We start from the raw sequence: 17,307 nt of genomic DNA, 5'->3' as shown, positions 1-17,307 counted from the left end.
TTCGAACGAACAGAGGCAAGGCCCGGCGGGATAGCCGCGGGCCGCTTCGATGTTCGCTCATGAAAACACTCTTACCTGACAACACCGCTGACCTGTCTCCCCGGGCACCGCGCCTTCCGGGAGGCGAAAGGCGCACAATCTTCCTGATCGTGCCAGCGAACCTAGGGGTTCAAACTTGTGCGAGGATGAAGATGAAGGGTGTTGGGCCGCGCCAGGGCAATAGCGCGGCCCAACCGCCCGCCTCGACCGATGACCAACGGCCGGGCGGATCGCTGGCCTTACTGGCGGAAGAGCTGGAGGATGTTCTCGGCGCTCGAATTGGCGATCGACAGCGACTGAATGCCGAGCTGCTGCTGGGTCTGCAGCGCCTTCAGCCGGGTCGATTCCTCGTTCATGTCGGCGTCGACCAGACGGCCGATACCCTTGTCGATCACGTCGCCGAGGCTGGCGACGAAGCTCTCCTGCATCTCGATGCGCTTGGTGATGGCGCCGAGCGTGGAGGCGGCGTTCGTCAGGTCCTTGAGGATATTGTCGACGACGCTGATCATGTCGTCGAGATCCTGATAGGTGGTGGCGGCCGGATCGTTCGGGTCGTCCAGGATCTCGATCGGCCTTGCGCTTGCGGACGCTGCCCCCATGTCGATGAGGTAGTATTCGCGCGCTGTGCCGGTCGGCGTATCCATCAGCGCGTCGGCATCCACCGCCTTGGTGAGGTAGCCGCGTTCGGCGTCGGAAATATCGATCAGCACGGAGTTCTTGGTGTCGAAGTCGAGCGTGGCGACCTTGACGTTGCCGCTGGCACTGCGCACGAAGGAGGCGACGACGGATTTGACGCCGAGCTCGTTGGGGCCGGAATTGTAAAGCCAGTTCTCGCCGGAGAAGGACGCCGACTGGGCCGCCGAGATGAGCTGGTTCTTCAGTTCGGTGATTTCGTCGTTGATCTTGTTCTTGTCGACGCCGGGCTCGCGGGCCGCGACCAGCTTCGCCTTGATCTCGCTCATCACCTCGACGACGTTCTCGAGCGCCGCATAGGCGGTGTCGACCTTGGCGGCGCCCAGGCCGAGCGCGTCGGCCACGGTGGAGATCGCACGGTTGTCGGAACGCATGGTGGTCGCGATCGACCAGTAGGCGGCGTTGTCGGAGGCGTTCTCGACCCGCAGGCCCGAGGAAACGCGCGCCTGGGTCGTCTCAAGACCGTTGTCGATGGAACGGAGGGTCTGCAGCGCCGCCATGGCGGCGGAGTTGGTCAATATGCTGGTCATTTGGCAGTTGCCCTGAAAAGGAGATTGTCGGGGACATGCCGGAGTAAGGCGGGACCGGTAACGACGGAGGGCTTCATGCATCCGGCGCCGCTCGTTTGCCCTGGGCGCCAGTCCATCGTTCTTAACGATTGGTTAACGATTAATGGTTAACAAATGGTTAACGGCGTTAAGACTTTGGAAAGGAAGCTGAAGAAAGTGTAAAATTTTCGGGGCCACATTTCGCAGTCCGTCGGCATGGAGGCAACTATCCCATTTTTTTCCACCGGCCTGACATCTGCCTCGCAGAGGCACACGCCAAACGCGCGTTGCCGGCCGGCCGACTCCCCGGAAAATGCGTTGAAACAGGCGCCGGGGCTTGAGAAAGACACTGCAACCGTTACGAGGATTGTTAACCCAAAATTAAAAGCTGCCGGTTTAGAACTGGCACAGGTCGAAAAGGGGGGTACTGGGGTAATTTTCTGCCCTGTGCGACCCTCCCCGGAACAGCATTGCCAATGCAAGGCATTTGCGACCAAATGGCGTAGGGATCGAAGCTGTTACGCTTCGACGCATGATGCCCCTCCGATGCGCGGCTCGTTCGAGCCATGTTTCAAATGACATTGTTTTCGTCCAACCGGACGTCCGGACCGTAGCGCCCAAAGCGGCGCCCGACCGAGCGGTGATACGGCTGGCGCATGCGCTTGCAGACCCGAGGAGAAGATCGAACCTCTTCCCGCACGGTCGGTGGCACGAAGACGACGTCGACCAGATCAGCTAGAACAAGGGCGCGCGTCCATGACCTCAATCATTTCCAATCTGACTGTCAGCCAGATCAAGACCCTTTCCACCGCCGCGATCCAGTCGCTCGGTACGGCGGATGTCGCGGCCTTCACCGCCGACAAGGTCGCTGCGCTGAACGCCTCGCAGCTGAACGCCTTCACCAGCACCAGCTTCGTCTCCTTCAATTCCAGCCAGATCAGCGCCATCACGGCGACGGCCCTGCGCGGCCTGAACGCCAGCCAGATCGCAGCACTGGACTCCGGCCATATCGTCGGCCTCACCGCGACGCAGGCGGGCTCGCTCACCAGCGCCCAGGTCGCCACGTTCACGACGGGCGAGGTCCAGGCGCTTTCCGCCACGCAGGTCGCCGCTCTCGGCTATGAGGTCTTCACGACCTTCGATTCCGCTGAAATCGCGCTGTTCACCACGGCTGAAGTCGCCGCCATCAGCGACAAGGCGATTGCCGGCCTAGCCACCGCCACGGTCGCCAGCCTTTCGACGGACAAGCTCGCGGCCCTGACCACGAAGCAGATCGCCGCTCTCTCCACCGCACAGCTCGGCGCCCTCGGCACCGGCCAGATCGCTTCGCTCGGCACCGGCCAGATCAAGGCCCTGACCGCCAAGCAGGTCACCGCCCTCGGCACCGGCCAAATCGCCGCGCTCGGCACCGGCCAGATCGCCGCCCTCGACGCCAAGCAGGTTACCGCCCTGACCAGCGGCCAGGCCGCCGCCCTCACGACCGCGCAGGTCGAAGCCCTGGGCAGCGCGCAGATCGCCGCCCTCGGCGCCGCAGCGCTGAAGACCATCAGCTCCGCAGAACTCGCCCTCTTCACCTCCAATGAAGTAGCCGCCATCAGCGACAAGGCGATCGCGAGCCTCGACACGGCTGCCCTCGCCGGCCTCGGCACCGACAAGCTGTCGGCCCTGACCAGCAAGCAGATCGCCGCCCTCTCCACTTCGCAGCTCGGCGCTCTCAGCACCGGCCAGGTCGCCGCCCTCGGTACCGGCCAGATCAAGGCCCTGACGGCCAAGCAGGTTTCGGCCCTCGGCACCGGTCAGATCGCCGCCCTCGGCACCGGTCAGATCGCTGCCCTCGACGCCAAGCAGGTCACCGCCCTGACCAGCGGCCAGGCCGCCGCCCTCACGACCGCACAAGTCGAAGCGCTGAACAGCACGCAGGTTGCAGCCCTCGGCGCCGCCGCGCTGAAGACCATCAACTCCGCGGAACTTGCCCTCTTCACGTCGGGCGAAGTCGCCGCCATCAGCGACAAGGCGATTGCCGGCCTCGACAGCGCCGCTCTTGCCGGCCTCGGCACGGACAAGCTGTCCGCCCTGACCAGCAAGCAGATCGCCGCTCTCTCCACCACCCAGCTCGGCGCCCTCAGCACCGGCCAGATCGCTTCGCTCGGCTCCGGCCAGATCAAGGCCCTGACGGCAAAGCAGGTTTCGGCTCTCGGCACCGGCCAGATCGCTGCCATGGGCACCGGCCAGATCGCTGCCCTCGACGCAAAGCAGGTTTCGGCTCTCACCAGCAGCCAGGCCGCTGTCCTGACGACGGCCCAGGTAGAAGCGCTGAACAGCACGCAGGTCGCGGCCCTCGGCGCAGCAGCACTGAAGACCATCAGCTCCGCGGAACTCGCCCTGTTCACATCGGGTGAAGTCGCTGCCATCAGCGACAAGGCGATCGCGAGCCTCGAAACAGCTGCCCTTGCCGGCCTCGGTACGGACAAGCTGTCGGCCCTGACCAGCAAGCAGATCGCGGCGCTCTCCAGCACGCAGCTCAACGCCCTCTCCACGGGTCAGGTCGCAGCCCTCGGCAGCGCCCAGATCAAGGCCCTGACGGCCAAGCAGGTCTCTGCCCTCGGCACCGGCCAGATTGCCGCCCTCGGCACCGGCCAGATCGCTGCCCTCGACGCAAAGCAGGTCACCGCCCTGACGAGCACCCAGGCCGCCGCGCTGAACACGGCCCAAATCGACGCCCTGAACAGCACACAGGTCGCAGCCCTCGGCTCAGCAGCAATGAAGACCATCAGCTCCGCCGAGCTCGCCCTCTTCACGTCGGGTGAAGTGGCTGCCATCAGCGACAAGGCTATTGCCGGCCTCGAAACCGCCGCTCTTGCCGGCCTCGGCACCGACAAGCTGTCCGCCCTGACCAGCAAGCAGATCGCCGCTCTTTCCAGCACGCAGCTCGGCGCTCTCAGCACCGGTCAGGTCGCCGCCCTCGGCAGCGCCCAGATCAAGGCTCTGACGGCCAAGCAGGTCTCTGCCCTCGGCACCGGCCAGATCGCAGCCCTCGGCACCGGCCAGATCGCCGCCCTTGACGCCAAGCAGGTCACCGCCCTGACGGGCACCCAGGCCGCCGCTCTGACGACCACGCAGATCGAGGCGCTGAACAGCACGCAGGTCGCGGCGCTCGGCGCAGCGGTACTGAAGACCGTCAGCTCTGCAGAGCTGGCCCTGTTCACCTCCGGCGAAATCGCCGCTATCAGCGACAAGGCGATTGCCGGCCTCGAAACGGCTGCCCTCGCCGGCCTCGGCACGGACAAGCTGTCGGCCCTGACCAGCAAGCAGATCGCGGCTCTTTCCAGCACGCAGCTCGGCGCTCTCAGCACCGGCCAGGTCGCCGCCCTCGGCAGCGCCCAGATCAAGGCCCTGACCGCCAAGCAGGTTTCCGCGCTCGGCACCGGCCAGATCGCAGCCCTCGGCACCAGCCAGATCGCTGCCCTTGACGCAAAGCAGGTCACGGCCCTGACGAGCAATCAGGCCGCAGCGCTGAATACCGCCCAGATCGAAGCCCTGAACAGCACGCAGATCGCGGCGCTCGGCGTAGCAGCGCTGAAGACCATCAGCTCTGCGGAACTTGCCCTGTTCAGCTCCGGTGAAGTGGCCGCCATCAGCGACAAGGCGATTGCCGGCCTCGAAACGGCTGCCCTTGCCGGCCTCGGCACCGACAAGCTGTCGGCCCTGACCAGCAAGCAGATCGCCGCGCTCTCCAGCACGCAGCTCAATGCCCTCTCCACGGGACAGGTTGCGGCTCTCGGCACCGGCCAGATCAAGGCCCTGACCGCCAAGCAGATTTCCGGCCTCGGCACCGGCCAGATCGCTGCCATGGCCACCGGCCAGATTGCGGCCCTCGACGCAAAGCAGATCGCCGCTCTGACCAGCAGCCAGGCGACGGCCTTCACGACGTCGCAGGTGGAAGCCCTCGGCAGCGCGCAGATCGCGGCTCTCGGCGCGGCGGTCCTCAAGACCTTCAGCTCCGCCGAAATCGCCCTCTTCACCGCCAGTGAAGTGGCCGCCATCAGCGACAAGGCAATCTCCGGCCTTGAAACGGCTGCCCTTGCCGGCCTCGGCACGGACGGGCTCGCCGCCCTGACCACGAAGCAGGTTGCCGCACTCTCCAGTGCACAGCTCAATGCGCTCTCCACCGGTCAGGTCGCATCGCTCGGCACCGACAAGATCAAGGCTCTTACCGCCAAGCAGGTTTCCGCTCTCGGCACGGGCCAGATCGCAGCCCTCGGCACCAGCCAGATCGCTGCGCTCGACGCCAAGCAGGTCACGGCCCTGACGAGCAACCAGGCCGCGGCCCTGTCCACCGCCCAGATCGACGCCCTGGGCAGCGCACAGGTCGCAGCCCTCGGTGCCACGACGCTCAAGACGATCAGCTCCGCGGAACTGGCCCTGTTCACCTCCGGCGAACTGGCAGCCATCAGCGACAAGGCGATCAGCGGTCTCGACAGCGCTGCTCTTGCCGGCATCACGACGGCCAACATCAACGCCCTGACCACGAAGCAGGTTGCTGCACTCACCAGTGCACAGCTCAGCGCGCTCTCCACCGGTCAGCTTGCGGCACTCGGCACGGACAAGATCGCCTCGCTGAACGCCAAGCAGCTCTCCGCGCTCGGCTCCGGCCAGGTCGCGGCGATGGGTACCAACCAGATCGCAGCCCTCGACGCCAAGCAGATCGGTGCGCTGACCAGCAGCCAGGCCGCCGCCTTCACGACGGCCCAGGTGGAAGCGCTCGGCAGCGCACAGATCGCAGCTCTCGGCGCCCCGGTTCTCAAGACCTTCAACTCCGCGGAACTGGCTCTGTTCACCTCCAGTGAACTGGCTGCCATCAACGACAAGGCCATTGCCGGTCTCGACACGGCTGCCCTTGCCGGTCTCGCCACGGACAAGCTCGCCGCTCTGACCACCAAGCAGATCGCCGCGCTCTCCAGCGAACAGCTCGGCGCGCTGACCACCACCCAGGTGGCATCGCTCGGCACCGACAAGATCAAGGCCCTGACCGCCAAGCAGCTCTCCGGCCTCGGTACCAACCAGGTCGTGGCTCTGGGCACCGGCCAGGTCGCAGCCCTCGACTCCAAGCAGATCACTGCGCTCTCCACCAACCAGATCGCAGCCCTGAACTCCGCCCAGATCGAGGCGCTCAACAGCTCGCAGATCGCAGCCCTCAGCGCTGCCGCCCTGCAGGCGATGAGCTCCGACGAGATCAAGACCTTCACGACGGCCGAACTCGCTGCCATCAGCGCAAAGGCGATCGCAGGCCTTGCCACCGAGGACATCGCGGCCCTGAGCTCTACTCAGGTCCGGGCCCTGACGGCCGACCAGATCGCCACGATGAACACCTCGCAAGTCGAGGCCATCATCAAGGCCTACACCTCGGTCTGATAACCGGGACCAGACATTCGGCGGCGCGGCTTCAGGCCGCGCCGCTATTTTTTTGCCCGCTCACGGCAGCACCCCTCCCCCGAAAAAACGATCAGCCCGACGCAAGTCAACTCCGATAGCAAGGCAGACGAGCTCATCTCGAGTCGTTCAACAGCCCGGCCAGCAGGCCCCCTTGCCGCAGGATGTCCATGACTGTCAGCCCTTCCACCGTTCCCGATCCGAACGCGCCGCTTCTCCACCTCCTGCTTCGCGCCCGCACCCAGCAGCTCTCGCTCGCGGACCTGTTCCAGACGGCGGAAACCCTGTCGGCGGCCGGCCAGACGCCGGCGGCGGTCGAACTCTACAAGACCTGGATCGCCTTCAACGACGCCAATCCGCTGCTGCATCTTGCCTATTTCAACTATGCCGTCTCGCTCTCCAAGGCAGGCGACGTCGCCGCGACGCTGCATGCCCTGCGCGCGGCCGTGCGGCTGAACCCGCTCTTCGGGCAGGCGCATATCAATCTCGGCCGGACGCTGGAGGATTGCGGGCTGATCGGCCAGGCGGTGCAGCAATGGCGCACCTTCGTCGATGCGACGGCAGAGCTCTCGCCGGACCGGATAAACAACCGGCTGCTCAGCCTCCAGCATATCGGCCGCGTGCTGGAAGGCACCGGCCAGCTCGAGGAGGCCGAGGCGGCCCTCTGGCAGGCCATGGAATTGCAGCCCTCGCGCACCGAGGCCGCCCAGCACTGGATCTCGCTGCGCATGCGCCAGTGCAAGTGGCCCGTCGTCACGCCCTCCACGCACTTGACGGCGCGCCACTTCATGGACGCCATGTCCTCCATGACGATCGCCTGCTACGCCGACGATCCGCTGTTCCACATGGCAAAGGCCTATCGCTACTGCCGGCAGACCGTCGGCCGGCCCGACGACCTTGCGGCTTTCGAGCGCAGGCCGGTGCGCCAGAAGACGGGCAGCGGCGAGCGCCTGCGCGTCGGCTATGTCTCCTCGGACCTGCGACAGCACGCGGTCGGCTTCGCGCTCAGCGAAGTGCTCGAACTGCATGACAAGGCCAATGTCGAGATCTTCGCCTATTATTGCGGCGATCCGGCCCCGATCGATCCGACGCAGGCGCGCATCAAGGAAGCGGTCGATCATTGGCGCGACATTGCCGGGCTCAGCGACATCGACGCTGCCCGGCAGATCGCCGCCGACGAGATCGACGTGCTCGTCGATGTCAACGGCTATACGAAACATGCCCGCACGAAGATCTTCGCCTACCGGCCCGCGCCTGTGATCGTGAACTTCTGCGGCTATCCCGGCACGATGGCCAGCCCCTACCACCAGTATATGATCGCCGACGCGACGATCGTGCCGCCGGAAAACGAGATCTACTACACGGAAAAGGTCCTGCGCATCGCCTGCAACCAGCCGGTGGACCGCAAGCGTGCGGTGAGCCCGCGGCCCAGCCGCGCCGATGCCGGCCTTCCGGAAGACGCCTTCGTCTTCGCCAGCTTCAACGGCATGCAGAAGATCACCGCTCCGTGCTTTGCCCGCTGGCTGGCGATCCTGACCGCGACGCCGGGAAGCGTGCTCTGGCTGCTGGTCGGCGACGACAGCGTCAACGACCGCCTGCGCAAGATGGCGGAAGACGCAGGCATCGCGCCGGAACGACTCATCTTCGCCGGCAAGACGCTGAACCCCGACCATCTCGCGCGCATCGGCCTTGCCGACCTCTTCCTCGACACCTTCCCCTACGGCGCGCATTCCACCGCGGCCGACGCCATCACGCAGGGGCTGCCCGTCCTCACCATTGCCGGCAAGAGCTTCGCCTCGCGCTTCTGCGCCAGCATCGTGACGGCGGCCGGCATTCCGGAAATGATCTGCACAGGACCGGACGAATATGTGCGCAAGGCCGTCGCGTTCGCCCACGATCCGAAGAGCCTGGCGGCCGTGCGCGAATCGCTCCAGCGCCAACGCGAGACCTCTGCGCTGCGCGACATGCCGGGCCTTGCCCGCCGGCTCGAGGAACTGTTCTGGCAGATGCAGGGCGATGCGGAACGCGGCGAGACGCCTGTGCCGGATCTGCGCAATCTCGACATATACTATGAGATCGGCGCCGAGCTTGCCGCCAGCGGTATCGAGATCGAGGACGACACGGCCTATCGTGCCCGCTACCGCGCCCAACTTGCGGCGCTCGACGATTTCGCACCGCTTTCGCCCGATGCGCGCCTCTGGCCGGCCGGGCAGTGAGCGGGGACGGGACGCCATGACGGAAGAACGCATTCTCATCGTCGGCGCCGGGCTTTCCGGCGCCGTCATCGGCCGCGAACTCGCGCTGCAAGGCCATAAGGTCGAGATCGTCGATTCGCGCGAACATATCGGCGGCAATTGCCATACGGAGCGGGATGCTTCGACGGGCGTGATGGTGCATGTCTACGGCCCGCACATCTTCCACACGGATGACGCGGAAGTCTGGGACTATGTGAACGGCTTCACGACCTTCCTGCCCTACAAGAATCGCGTGAAGACGACGAGCGGCGGCAAGGTTTATTCGCTGCCCGTCAACCTGCACACGATCAACCAGTTCTTCGGCAAGACGTTTCGCCCGGACGAGGCCCGCGCCTTCATCGAGGAGCAGGCGGACAAGACCATCGCGGATCCGCAGACCTTCGAGGAACAGGCGCTGCGCTTCGTCGGGCGCGACCTCTACGAGGCCTTCTTCAAGGGCTATACGCAGAAGCAGTGGGGCTGCTCGCCGACCGAGCTGCCGGCCTCGATCCTGAAGCGGCTGCCGGTGCGCTTCAACTACGACGACAACTACTTCTTCCACAAATACCAGGGCATGCCGGAAAACGGCTATACCGAGATGATCGGGCGCATCCTCGACCATCCGAACATCACCGTGAAGCTCGCGACCGACTTCCGCCGCGAAGAGGCGGATGGTTTCGACCACGTCTTCTATTCCGGCCCGCTCGACGGCTACTTCGACTACGAGCTCGGCCGGCTCGGCTACCGCACGCTGGATTTCGAGCGCTTCACCTATGACGGCGATTACCAGGGCTGCGCGGTGATGAACTACGGCGACGTCGCGGTGCCCTATACGCGCATCACCGAGCACAAGCACTTCTCTCCCTGGGAGGAGCACAAGGACTCGGTTTGCTACCGCGAATTCTCGCGGGCCTGCGAGCCGGGGGACATTCCCTACTACCCGATCCGTCTCGTGGAAGAGAAGGCGCAGCTTGCCGACTATGTCGCGCTTGCCGAACGGGAGGCAGGCGTCACCTTCGTCGGGCGGCTCGGCACCTACCGCTACCTCGACATGGACGTGACGATCCGCGAGGCGCTCGACACCGCAAGGCTCTATCTCGCCCGCAAGGCAGAGAATGCCGCCATGTCGACCTTCCTCAACCCGCCGCTTTGACGGACCGATCAAACGACGAAGGCCCCGGTAGAACCGGGGCCTCCAGAACTGGAAGGCTTTACCCTCTTCCTTCCGATTAACGGAAGAGCGTGAGGATGTTTTCCGAGGCCGAGTTGGCGATCGACAGCGACTGGATGCCGAGCTGCTGCTGAGTCTGCAGGGCCTTGAGGCGGGTGGATTCTTCGTTCATGTCGGCGTCGACAAGACGGCCGATGCCCGAGTCGATGGAGTCGGAAAGCTTGTTGACGAAGTCTTCCTGGAGGTCGAGGCGCATGGCCACGGAACCCATGTCGGCGGCAGCGCCGGTGGCGGCTTCGAGCTGGCGGTCGACATGCGAGATCAGCAGGTCGATGACTTCCTCGTCGCTTGCGGTGGCAGCCAGACCAAGGTTGGTCTTTGCCGTGCCGAGATCGGAGATATCGAGTTCGGTAACCGACGTGCCATCAGCAAAAACGCTGGCGATGGCTGTCTGCGTGCCTGCGGTGATCGGTGCGCCGGTCGCGTCGGTGACTTCCACCCATTTGTTCTCGTCGGCCTTGATGTAGAAGGCGGTGTTGGCTGCGTCCGTCCAGACGCCGTTCGCGCTTTCGGCGTAGGTGCTGTCCACGACGGAAGAGTCCACCGCATCGTAGTATACGCCGTCAACCTTGGCGACATTCGCCCGGAGCGCTTCCTGATCGAGGATGGCCATCTTGTTGCCACTGGTGTCGAACAGGACGTTGCTGGAGGTCAGCTCGACGTCGATGGATTGGACCTTGACGTTGCCGGAGGAATCGCGGGTAAACGAACCGACGACCTGCTTCGTGACGGTCGCAGCATCTGCAACGTCGCCGGCAGTCGCGTTCGGCGTGCTGACGGAGGCCTGCAGCCAGTTTTCACCAGAGAAGGAAGCAGACGAAGCGATCGACTTCAGCTGGCCCTGAAGCTGCTCGATTTCCTGCTGGATCTTGGTGCGGTCGACACCGGCTTCACGCGCGGCGACCAGCTTGTTCTTGATTTCCTTGACGACTTCGATGGACGACTCAAGGCCTGCATAAGCCGTGTCGACCTTCGCGGCGCCGAGACCGAGGGCGTCCTGGACGGCGGAAAGGGCGCCGTTGTCCGAACGCATCGTGGTCGCGATCGACCAGTAGGCGGCGTTGTCCGCAGCTTCACCGACACGCAGGCCCGAGGAAACACGTGCCTGCGTCTCTTCCATGCCGGAGCCGATGGAACGCAGGGTCTGGAGGGCGGCCATTGCCGCGTTGTTGGTCAGAATGCTCGTCATGATATGAGTGCCCCTCGAATGGCTGACTGGGAAAGGGACATTCCGGATTGAACCCGGTAAACGACGGTCAGCCTCATGCCTGCCAACCGGTTAAGTTTCTTGGTTAACCCGTCGTTTCGATGACGCTAGAAAACCGCAATAACGTTAATTAATTCTGAAGAGGAAAAGAAAAACGAAAAAAACCGCGCCCTTTCGGACGCGGCTCTTTTTACGGGATGGGCGCGGTCAGCCTTCGCGCCGTCTCCCGATTAGCGGAACAGCGAGAGGATGTTCTGCGAGTTGGAGTTGGCGATCGACAGCGACTGGATTGCCAGCTGCTGCTGGGTCTGCAGGGCCTTGAGGCGCGTGGACTCTTCGTTCATGTCCGCATCGACGAGGCGGCCGACGCCGGCTTCGATCGAGTCGGAGAGCTTGGAGACGAACTCGTTCTGAAGATCGAGACGCATGGCAACGGAGCCCATGTCGGCGGCCGCGCTGTTGACGGCTTCCAGCTGGCGGTCGACATGCGAGATCATGACGTCGATGACGTCTTCGTCGCTTGCCGTGGCAGCCAGGCCGAAGGCAGACTTGGCAGCAGCCATGTCGGAGATGTCCAGCTCGGCAACCGACGTACCGGTCGCAAACACGGCGGCGATGGTCGTTTCCGCCGTCGGCGTGATCGTCGCGCCGGTCGCGTCGGTAACTTCGACCCACTTGTTCTCATCGGCCTTGATGTAGAAGGCCGTGTTCGCTGCGTCCGTCCAAACGCCGCCTGCGCCTTCAGAGTAGGTGCTGTCGACGGTGCCCGAATCTACGGCCGCATAGTAGCTGTCGCCGACCTTGGCGATGTTGGCGCGAAGTGCGTCCTGGTCGAGGATGCCCATCTGGTTGCCGGTGGTGTCGAACAGAACGTTGCTGGACTTCAAATCGACGTCGATCGACTGAACCTTGACGTTGCCGGAAGCATCGCGGGTAAACGAGCCGACGACCTGCTTGGTTACGGTGGCGGACGTCGCCAGATCGCCAGCGGCCGCACCAGCCTCGCCGACGGCAGCCTTCAGCCAGTTTTCGCCGGAGAACGAAGCAGACGAGCTGATCGACTTCAGCTGGCCCTGAAGCTGCTTGATTTCCTGCTGAATCTTGGACTTGTCAGCCGTCGATTCCTGGGCAGTGATGAGCTTGTTCTTGATTTCCTTGATGACGTCGATGGTCGATTCAAGGCCCGCATAGGCCGTATCAACCTTCGCAGCGCCGAGGCCCATCGCGTCCTGGACGGAGGAAAGGGCGGCGTTGTCCGAACGCATGGTGGTGGCGATCGACCAGTAGGCGGCGTTGTCGGAAGCCGTACCGACACGCTGGCCGGAGGAGATGCGTCCCTGCGTCGTTTCCATGTCGCTGTTGATGGAACGCAGCGTCTGGAGAGCTGCCATTGCAGACGTGTTGGTGAGAATGCTCGACATTCAAGTTGTCCCTTTGAACGAAATACTGATGGGGGACATACCGGACTGAATACTTACCGGTTACGGCGGTTCGGCATCATGCCAACTCGGTTTCTCCAGAGAACTGAAGGCGACCAAACCCGTCGTGTGGAGCCCAAAGTCGCAGCCATTCCTTGCCAACTTCTTAAATCGGCCGGGCGCTTTCGACCGACCGGAAGTCACGGTTAACGGCGGGTAAGACGGGATGGTTAAGGGGGTGTGAAAGGTCCGGAGCATTCCGCTTTTCTTCGAACAGCGAAATGCTCAGTTCATTTGCTTCCACGCAATTCCGGACGCAAAACCGCTACGCACTTTTGCTGGAATTGCTCTAGCTAAAGGACCGCACCAGGCTGCCGACGAGCAGGTTCCAGCCGTCGATGAGCACGAAGAACAGGATCTTGAAGGGCAGCGAGATCGATGTCGGCGGCAGCATCATCATGCCCATGGCCATGGTGATGGTGGCGACGATCATGTCGATGACGAGGAAGGGCAGCACGACGAGGAAGCCGATCTCGAAGCCGCGGCGGATTTCCGAGATCATGAAGGCCGGGATGACGACACGCAGGTCCGCGACATTGCCCTCGACCACCGTCTGGCCGCGTTCTTCCGCAAGCGAGATGAAAAGCTCGATATCCTTGTCGCGCGTGTTGGCCACCATGAATTCGCGGAACGGCTCGGCGATACGCTTGGCCGCTTCCGTCTCGTCTATCTGGTTGGCGATCAGCGGCTCGACGCCGTTCTGCCAGGCCCGGTCAAAGGTCGGCGCCATGACGTAGAAGGTCATGAACAGCGCGAGCGAGACGAGGATCATGTTGGAAGGCGTGGTCGCAAGCCCCATGCCCGAGCGCAGGATCGAGAAGGCGATGACGAAACGCGGGAAGCTCGTCACCATGATCAGGATGCCGGGCGCGACCGACAGGATCGTCAGCAGCCCGAAGGTCCGGATGATCCAGGAAGCGACGGAGCCGTCAACGGGCGCGTTGAGGAGATCGCCCGGCAGCTGCAACTGCTGCTGGGCGTAGGCCACGCCGGTCATCGCCATCATGGCGACGAAGGTCAGAAGGGCTCGAATCATTCGATCACGAAGGTGCGGAACATGACGTTGGTTACGCGCCCTTCGGACCTGAGGTCAACCCGCTCCTGCAGGTCTTCCCGGAGATATTGAAACCCGCGCGGCCCCTGCATCTGCTGAAGCGAGACCGTGCGCATATAGGCCATGATGTCCTGGTGGATCTCTTCGGCGAGAACCACGTCCGGCGCGCCCTTGAACATCAGCGCGACTTCGAGGCGCACGCGATTGTCGGAGGGATAGGCAAGGTTGCTGGTGATCGGGTCGAGCAGCACGACTCCGTTCGCCTCGGTGGAGATATGAGGGATTTCGCCCGCATCCGCCTTCTCGCCGCCGCCGTGACCGCCCGCAGGCTCCACTTTCGCCACCTCTTCCGCCGGTTTTTCGGCGGGCGGAGGGGCGAGCATGTTGCCGACGACCCAGCCGCCGCCGCCGGCCAGCAGCGTCAGGACGGCGATGGCCGCAATGGTCACCACAAGCGACGGCTTCTTCTTTTCGCCGGGCTGTTCTTCGTCCGCCATGGTCTTCTTCCCGTATCGTCAGGGTTGGGGTCGTCAGAGCGGCGAGAACAGGTCGACGACCTGCTGGCCCCATGGCGGCTGCTGCACTTCGGTCAGGCGGCCGCGGCCGCCGTAGGAGATGCGCGCTTCCGCGATACGCTCGTAGGATATCTGGTTGTTGGCGTCGACATCCTGCGGCCGCACGATGCCGGCGACATTGAGGATGCGAAGCTCGTGATTGACGCGGACCTCCTGCGACCCTGAAATCAGGAGGTTGCCGTTCTCGATCACGCCGGTGACGACCGCCGCGACGAGCAGGTTCAGCTTCTCGGAACGCTCCGTCGTGCCGTCGCCCTTGGTGCTGGTCGAGGAACCGAAGGAGAGGTCGGCCTCGGTGTCGACGCTGAAATTGTTGCCCGAGCCGCCGAAGCCGAGGTTCATGCCGCTCTTGTTGGTGCGGGACCGGTCGGTCTTGTTGTCGAAGCTCGCCTTGTCGTTGACGCGGATGTTGACGGTGAGGATATCGCCGACCTTGAAGGCGCGCGAATCCTTGAAGAGCGCCGACTGCTGGTCGCTCCAGATCGAATAGCCGGAAACCGCCGTGCGCGGCTGCTTGGGATACATCGCCATCTGTGGCGTCTCGGCATAGTTGAGCCCGCTGCCGATCGGACTCATCGCGGGCGCCTTGCCGATCTCTTTCACGGCCTGGCTGGCGCAGCCCGACAAGGCCATCGCGACGGCAAGTGCGGAGGCGGTCTTTTTCATGACGGGTCCTTCGAGGTGTTCGGATCGGTCGCCGAGGCGATGATGCGGGTGAGCGCGGCGGCCTTGTCGGCCGGCATTTCGCCGAGGATGGTGCTCGACTGGCGCGGCGGCAGCTTCATGACGATGGCGGACGCGATCTCCGGGTCGAGCTCGGCAAGCTGGCCGGCGGCCGCATCCGGCTTCATCTTGCGGTAGATCTCGACGAGGCCGGCTTCCGCGGACTTCAGGAATTCGTTGCGACGCTTCAGCCAGTCCTCGTATTCGGCCCGGCGGGTTTCCAGCACCTTGATGCGCTCGTCGACGTCCTTCTGCAGGGTTTCGAGCTCCTGCTTCTGGAGGAGATAGCGCTGGTCGCGCGCGGCATCGGCGATGTTGGTGCAGAATTCGCGGACCTCGTCGCCGCTCGCCGTGGTCGTCGTGACGACGGGCCGCTCCTCGGCGAAGGCGCCGGGAATGGCCAGCATGACGACGCCGGCGAGCGGAAGGGCGAGCCTGCGGGCAAGCGTGGAAAGGGTCATGTTCATCATTGCAGCACCAGTTCTGCCTGGAGAGCACCGGCCGTCTTGATGCTTTGCAGGATGGAGATGATGCCATCCGGCTTGACGCCGATGCTGTTGAGGCCGGAGACGAGCGATCGCAGGCTGGAGCCGTCGAGCATGGCGACATTGCCGCCATCTTCCTGCACGAGGATATCCGTGCGCGGCTGGACGGCCGTCACGCCCCTGGAGAAGGGTTCCGGCTGGATCACCTCGGGCATCTCGTTGACCTGCACGGTCAGCGTCCCGTAGCTGACGGCGACGGGCGAGATGCGCACGTCCTGGCCGATGACGATCGTGCCCGTTCGCTCGTTGATCACGACGCGCGCCGGCGCATCGGTCTCCACGACGAGGTTCTCTATATCGGCCATCAGGCGGGCAAGGTCCGCCATCTTCGGCTTGGCGATGTAGACGGACTGCGAATCGCGCGATTCGGCGATCGGCGCGCCGTACTGGGCAGCCGCATAGCGGTTTATCGCGTCGGCCATGCCGACGGCGGTCGAGAAATCGGGGTTGCGCAATTGCAGGACGAGATCGGAGGCGTCCTTGAAGCGCGAGGGGAGTTCGCGTTCAATGATCGCGCCGTTCGGCACCCGGCCGGCGGTGGTCACGCCCTGCTGCACGGTCGCCGCATCACCGCCGGCGCTGACGCCGGTGACGACGATGGAGCCCTGCGCGACGGCGTAGATGGCGCCGTCGGCGCCGGAAAGCGAGGTCATGACGAGCGTGCCGCCGCGCAGCGACGTCGCATCGCCGAGCGAGCCGACCGTGATGTCGATGCGGCTGCCGGGGCTGGCGAAGGGCGGCAGGTTGGCGGTGACGAGCACGGCGGCGATGTTCTTGGCGCGTGTCTGCGTGCCGACCATCGAGATGCCGAGGTTCTGCAGCATCGCGCGCATGGACTGCTCGGTGAAGGGCGAGGAGCGCATGCTGTCGCCGGTGCCCTGGAGACCGACGACGAGGCCGTAGCCGATGAGCTGGTTTTCACGGCCGGCCTGCAGCGAGGCCACGTCCTTGATGCGGGCGGCTGGCAGCGCCGGTCCCGCCGCAAGCAGCAGGCAGGCGACGAAGGCGGCGAGACGGGCAAGGAGGGACTGCATCATTTCGCCACCACATGTACGGTTCCGTCCGCCATGACCGTCCCGGAGACGATCACGCCCGAATCCTTGTTGCGGACCTTGATGAGGTCGCCGACCGCCGCGTCCTGCAAGGGCGTCCCGGCGGCGCGCAGCACGAGCGAGCCACCGTCGAAGACGAGCTGCACGGTGGTGCCGCGGGAAACGGCGAAGGGCTCGCGCAGCGCGGAGACGAGGATGACCCGGCCCGGAAGCAGCGTGCGCTTGGAGATCATGCCGCTGACGGCGGCGATGTTCTCGGCATAACCCTTCACGATGTTCGGGTTGGTGACCTCAACCTCTTCGAGAAAGCCCGCGTCTATCTCCTCGCCGGGATAGATGATGCGCTTGGGCACGACGGCGGTGCGCGCGTCGGCGAGCGCCGCATCGGCAAGGAGAAGGCCGACAAGCACGGCGGGCGCGGCAAGGGCCAAGCGCCGCAGGGCCGAAAGGACCTTTCCCGTACGAAGAGCTGCTATCAGGCGAAACATCATGTTCCCC

General features: G+C 64.4%; 12 protein-coding genes. 3 read left to right on the top strand and 9 right to left on the bottom strand.

Features of this window, described 5'->3' with window-relative positions:
- Window positions 1-278: 278 nt before the first annotated feature.
- Window positions 279-1,262, bottom strand: coding sequence for a flagellin N-terminal helical domain-containing protein (locus Q9316_RS02700; protein ID WP_306033722.1), 984 nt, complete (start codon window positions 1,260-1,262; stop codon window positions 279-281).
- A 774-nt stretch (window positions 1,263-2,036) separates the two neighbouring features.
- Between Q9316_RS02700 and Q9316_RS02695 the strand changes: the two genes are divergently transcribed.
- From Q9316_RS02695 to glf, 3 genes are all read left to right on the top strand, one after another.
- The gene (locus Q9316_RS02695; RefSeq protein ID WP_306033721.1) at window positions 2,037-6,692 is read left to right on the top strand and encodes a beta strand repeat-containing protein; all 4,656 of its coding nucleotides are present in this window, start codon (window positions 2,037-2,039) and stop codon (window positions 6,690-6,692) included.
- Between the two features lie 188 nt (window positions 6,693-6,880).
- Window positions 6,881-8,926 (top strand): O-linked N-acetylglucosamine transferase, SPINDLY family protein, encoded by a 2,046-nt coding sequence (locus Q9316_RS02690; protein ID WP_306033720.1) that lies wholly within the window; start codon window positions 6,881-6,883, stop codon window positions 8,924-8,926.
- Window positions 8,927-8,942: 16 nt separating this feature from the next.
- Window positions 8,943-10,097 carry a UDP-galactopyranose mutase gene (gene glf, locus Q9316_RS02685; protein ID WP_306033719.1) on the top strand — a complete coding sequence of 385 codons (1,155 nt, stop codon included), beginning with the start codon at window positions 8,943-8,945 and terminating at the stop codon, window positions 10,095-10,097.
- A 76-nt stretch (window positions 10,098-10,173) separates the two neighbouring features.
- Here the strand turns inward: glf and Q9316_RS02680 are convergent, their stop codons facing one another.
- The 8 genes from Q9316_RS02680 to flgA all read right to left on the bottom strand — a co-directional run bounded on the left by Q9316_RS02680 (window position 10,174) and on the right by flgA (window position 17,300).
- Entirely contained in the window at window positions 10,174-11,364 is a 1,191-nt protein-coding gene (locus Q9316_RS02680; RefSeq protein ID WP_306033718.1) for a flagellin N-terminal helical domain-containing protein, read from the bottom strand.
- 248 nt (window positions 11,365-11,612) lie between these two features.
- Window positions 11,613-12,803: a flagellin N-terminal helical domain-containing protein gene (locus Q9316_RS02675; protein ID WP_306033717.1), complete on the bottom strand. Its 1,191-nt coding sequence runs from the start codon at window positions 12,801-12,803 to the stop codon at window positions 11,613-11,615.
- Between the two features lie 346 nt (window positions 12,804-13,149).
- Entirely contained in the window at window positions 13,150-13,896 is a 747-nt protein-coding gene (fliP, locus tag Q9316_RS02670; RefSeq protein ID WP_306033716.1) for a flagellar type III secretion system pore protein FliP, read from the bottom strand.
- Window positions 13,893-14,411 carry a flagellar basal body-associated FliL family protein gene (locus Q9316_RS02665; RefSeq protein ID WP_306033715.1) on the bottom strand — a complete coding sequence of 173 codons (519 nt, stop codon included), beginning with the start codon at window positions 14,409-14,411 and terminating at the stop codon, window positions 13,893-13,895. The genes fliP and Q9316_RS02665 overlap by 4 nt, the downstream gene beginning before the upstream one ends.
- 33 nt (window positions 14,412-14,444) lie before the next feature.
- A complete protein-coding gene (flgH, locus tag Q9316_RS02660; RefSeq protein WP_306033714.1) occupies window positions 14,445-15,155 on the bottom strand; it encodes a flagellar basal body L-ring protein FlgH in 711 nt (236 codons plus the stop codon).
- Window positions 15,152-15,682 (bottom strand): MotE family protein, encoded by a 531-nt coding sequence (locus Q9316_RS02655; protein ID WP_306033713.1) that lies wholly within the window; start codon window positions 15,680-15,682, stop codon window positions 15,152-15,154. The genes flgH and Q9316_RS02655 overlap by 4 nt, the downstream gene beginning before the upstream one ends.
- Window positions 15,679-16,791 (bottom strand): flagellar basal body P-ring protein FlgI, encoded by a 1,113-nt coding sequence (locus Q9316_RS02650; RefSeq protein ID WP_306035188.1) that lies wholly within the window; start codon window positions 16,789-16,791, stop codon window positions 15,679-15,681. Before Q9316_RS02650 ends, Q9316_RS02655 begins: the two co-directional genes overlap by 4 nt.
- On the bottom strand, window positions 16,791-17,300 hold the full coding sequence (gene flgA, locus Q9316_RS02645) for a flagellar basal body P-ring formation chaperone FlgA (RefSeq protein ID WP_306033712.1): 510 nt from the start codon (window positions 17,298-17,300) through the stop codon (window positions 16,791-16,793). The genes Q9316_RS02650 and flgA overlap by 1 nt, the downstream gene beginning before the upstream one ends.
- Between the last annotated feature and the right edge of the window lie 7 nt (window positions 17,301-17,307).

This window comes from Shinella zoogloeoides (genome assembly GCF_030733845.1).
Lineage (GTDB): Bacteria > Pseudomonadota > Alphaproteobacteria > Rhizobiales > Rhizobiaceae > Shinella > Shinella zoogloeoides_C.
This window is presented reverse-complemented; position numbering and strand designations above follow the sequence as displayed.

Excerpts from the sequence above, each read along its gene's own strand:
- Q9316_RS02700 (WP_306033722.1), bottom strand. The coding sequence starts at position 1,262 with ATGACCAGCATATTGACCAACTCCGCCGCCATGGCGGCGCTGCAGACC.
- Q9316_RS02695 (WP_306033721.1), top strand. The coding sequence starts at position 2,037 with ATGACCTCAATCATTTCCAATCTGACTGTCAGCCAGATCAAGACCCTT.
- Q9316_RS02690 (WP_306033720.1), top strand. The coding sequence starts at position 6,881 with ATGACTGTCAGCCCTTCCACCGTTCCCGATCCGAACGCGCCGCTTCTC.
- glf (WP_306033719.1), top strand. The coding sequence starts at position 8,943 with ATGACGGAAGAACGCATTCTCATCGTCGGCGCCGGGCTTTCCGGCGCC.
- Q9316_RS02680 (WP_306033718.1), bottom strand. The coding sequence starts at position 11,364 with ATGACGAGCATTCTGACCAACAACGCGGCAATGGCCGCCCTCCAGACC.
- Q9316_RS02675 (WP_306033717.1), bottom strand. The coding sequence starts at position 12,803 with ATGTCGAGCATTCTCACCAACACGTCTGCAATGGCAGCTCTCCAGACG.
- fliP (WP_306033716.1), bottom strand. The coding sequence starts at position 13,896 with ATGATTCGAGCCCTTCTGACCTTCGTCGCCATGATGGCGATGACCGGC.
- Q9316_RS02665 (WP_306033715.1), bottom strand. The coding sequence starts at position 14,411 with ATGGCGGACGAAGAACAGCCCGGCGAAAAGAAGAAGCCGTCGCTTGTG.
- flgH (WP_306033714.1), bottom strand. The coding sequence starts at position 15,155 with ATGAAAAAGACCGCCTCCGCACTTGCCGTCGCGATGGCCTTGTCGGGC.
- Q9316_RS02655 (WP_306033713.1), bottom strand. The coding sequence starts at position 15,682 with ATGATGAACATGACCCTTTCCACGCTTGCCCGCAGGCTCGCCCTTCCG.
- Q9316_RS02650 (WP_306035188.1), bottom strand. The coding sequence starts at position 16,791 with ATGCAGTCCCTCCTTGCCCGTCTCGCCGCCTTCGTCGCCTGCCTGCTG.
- flgA (WP_306033712.1), bottom strand. The coding sequence starts at position 17,300 with ATGATGTTTCGCCTGATAGCAGCTCTTCGTACGGGAAAGGTCCTTTCG.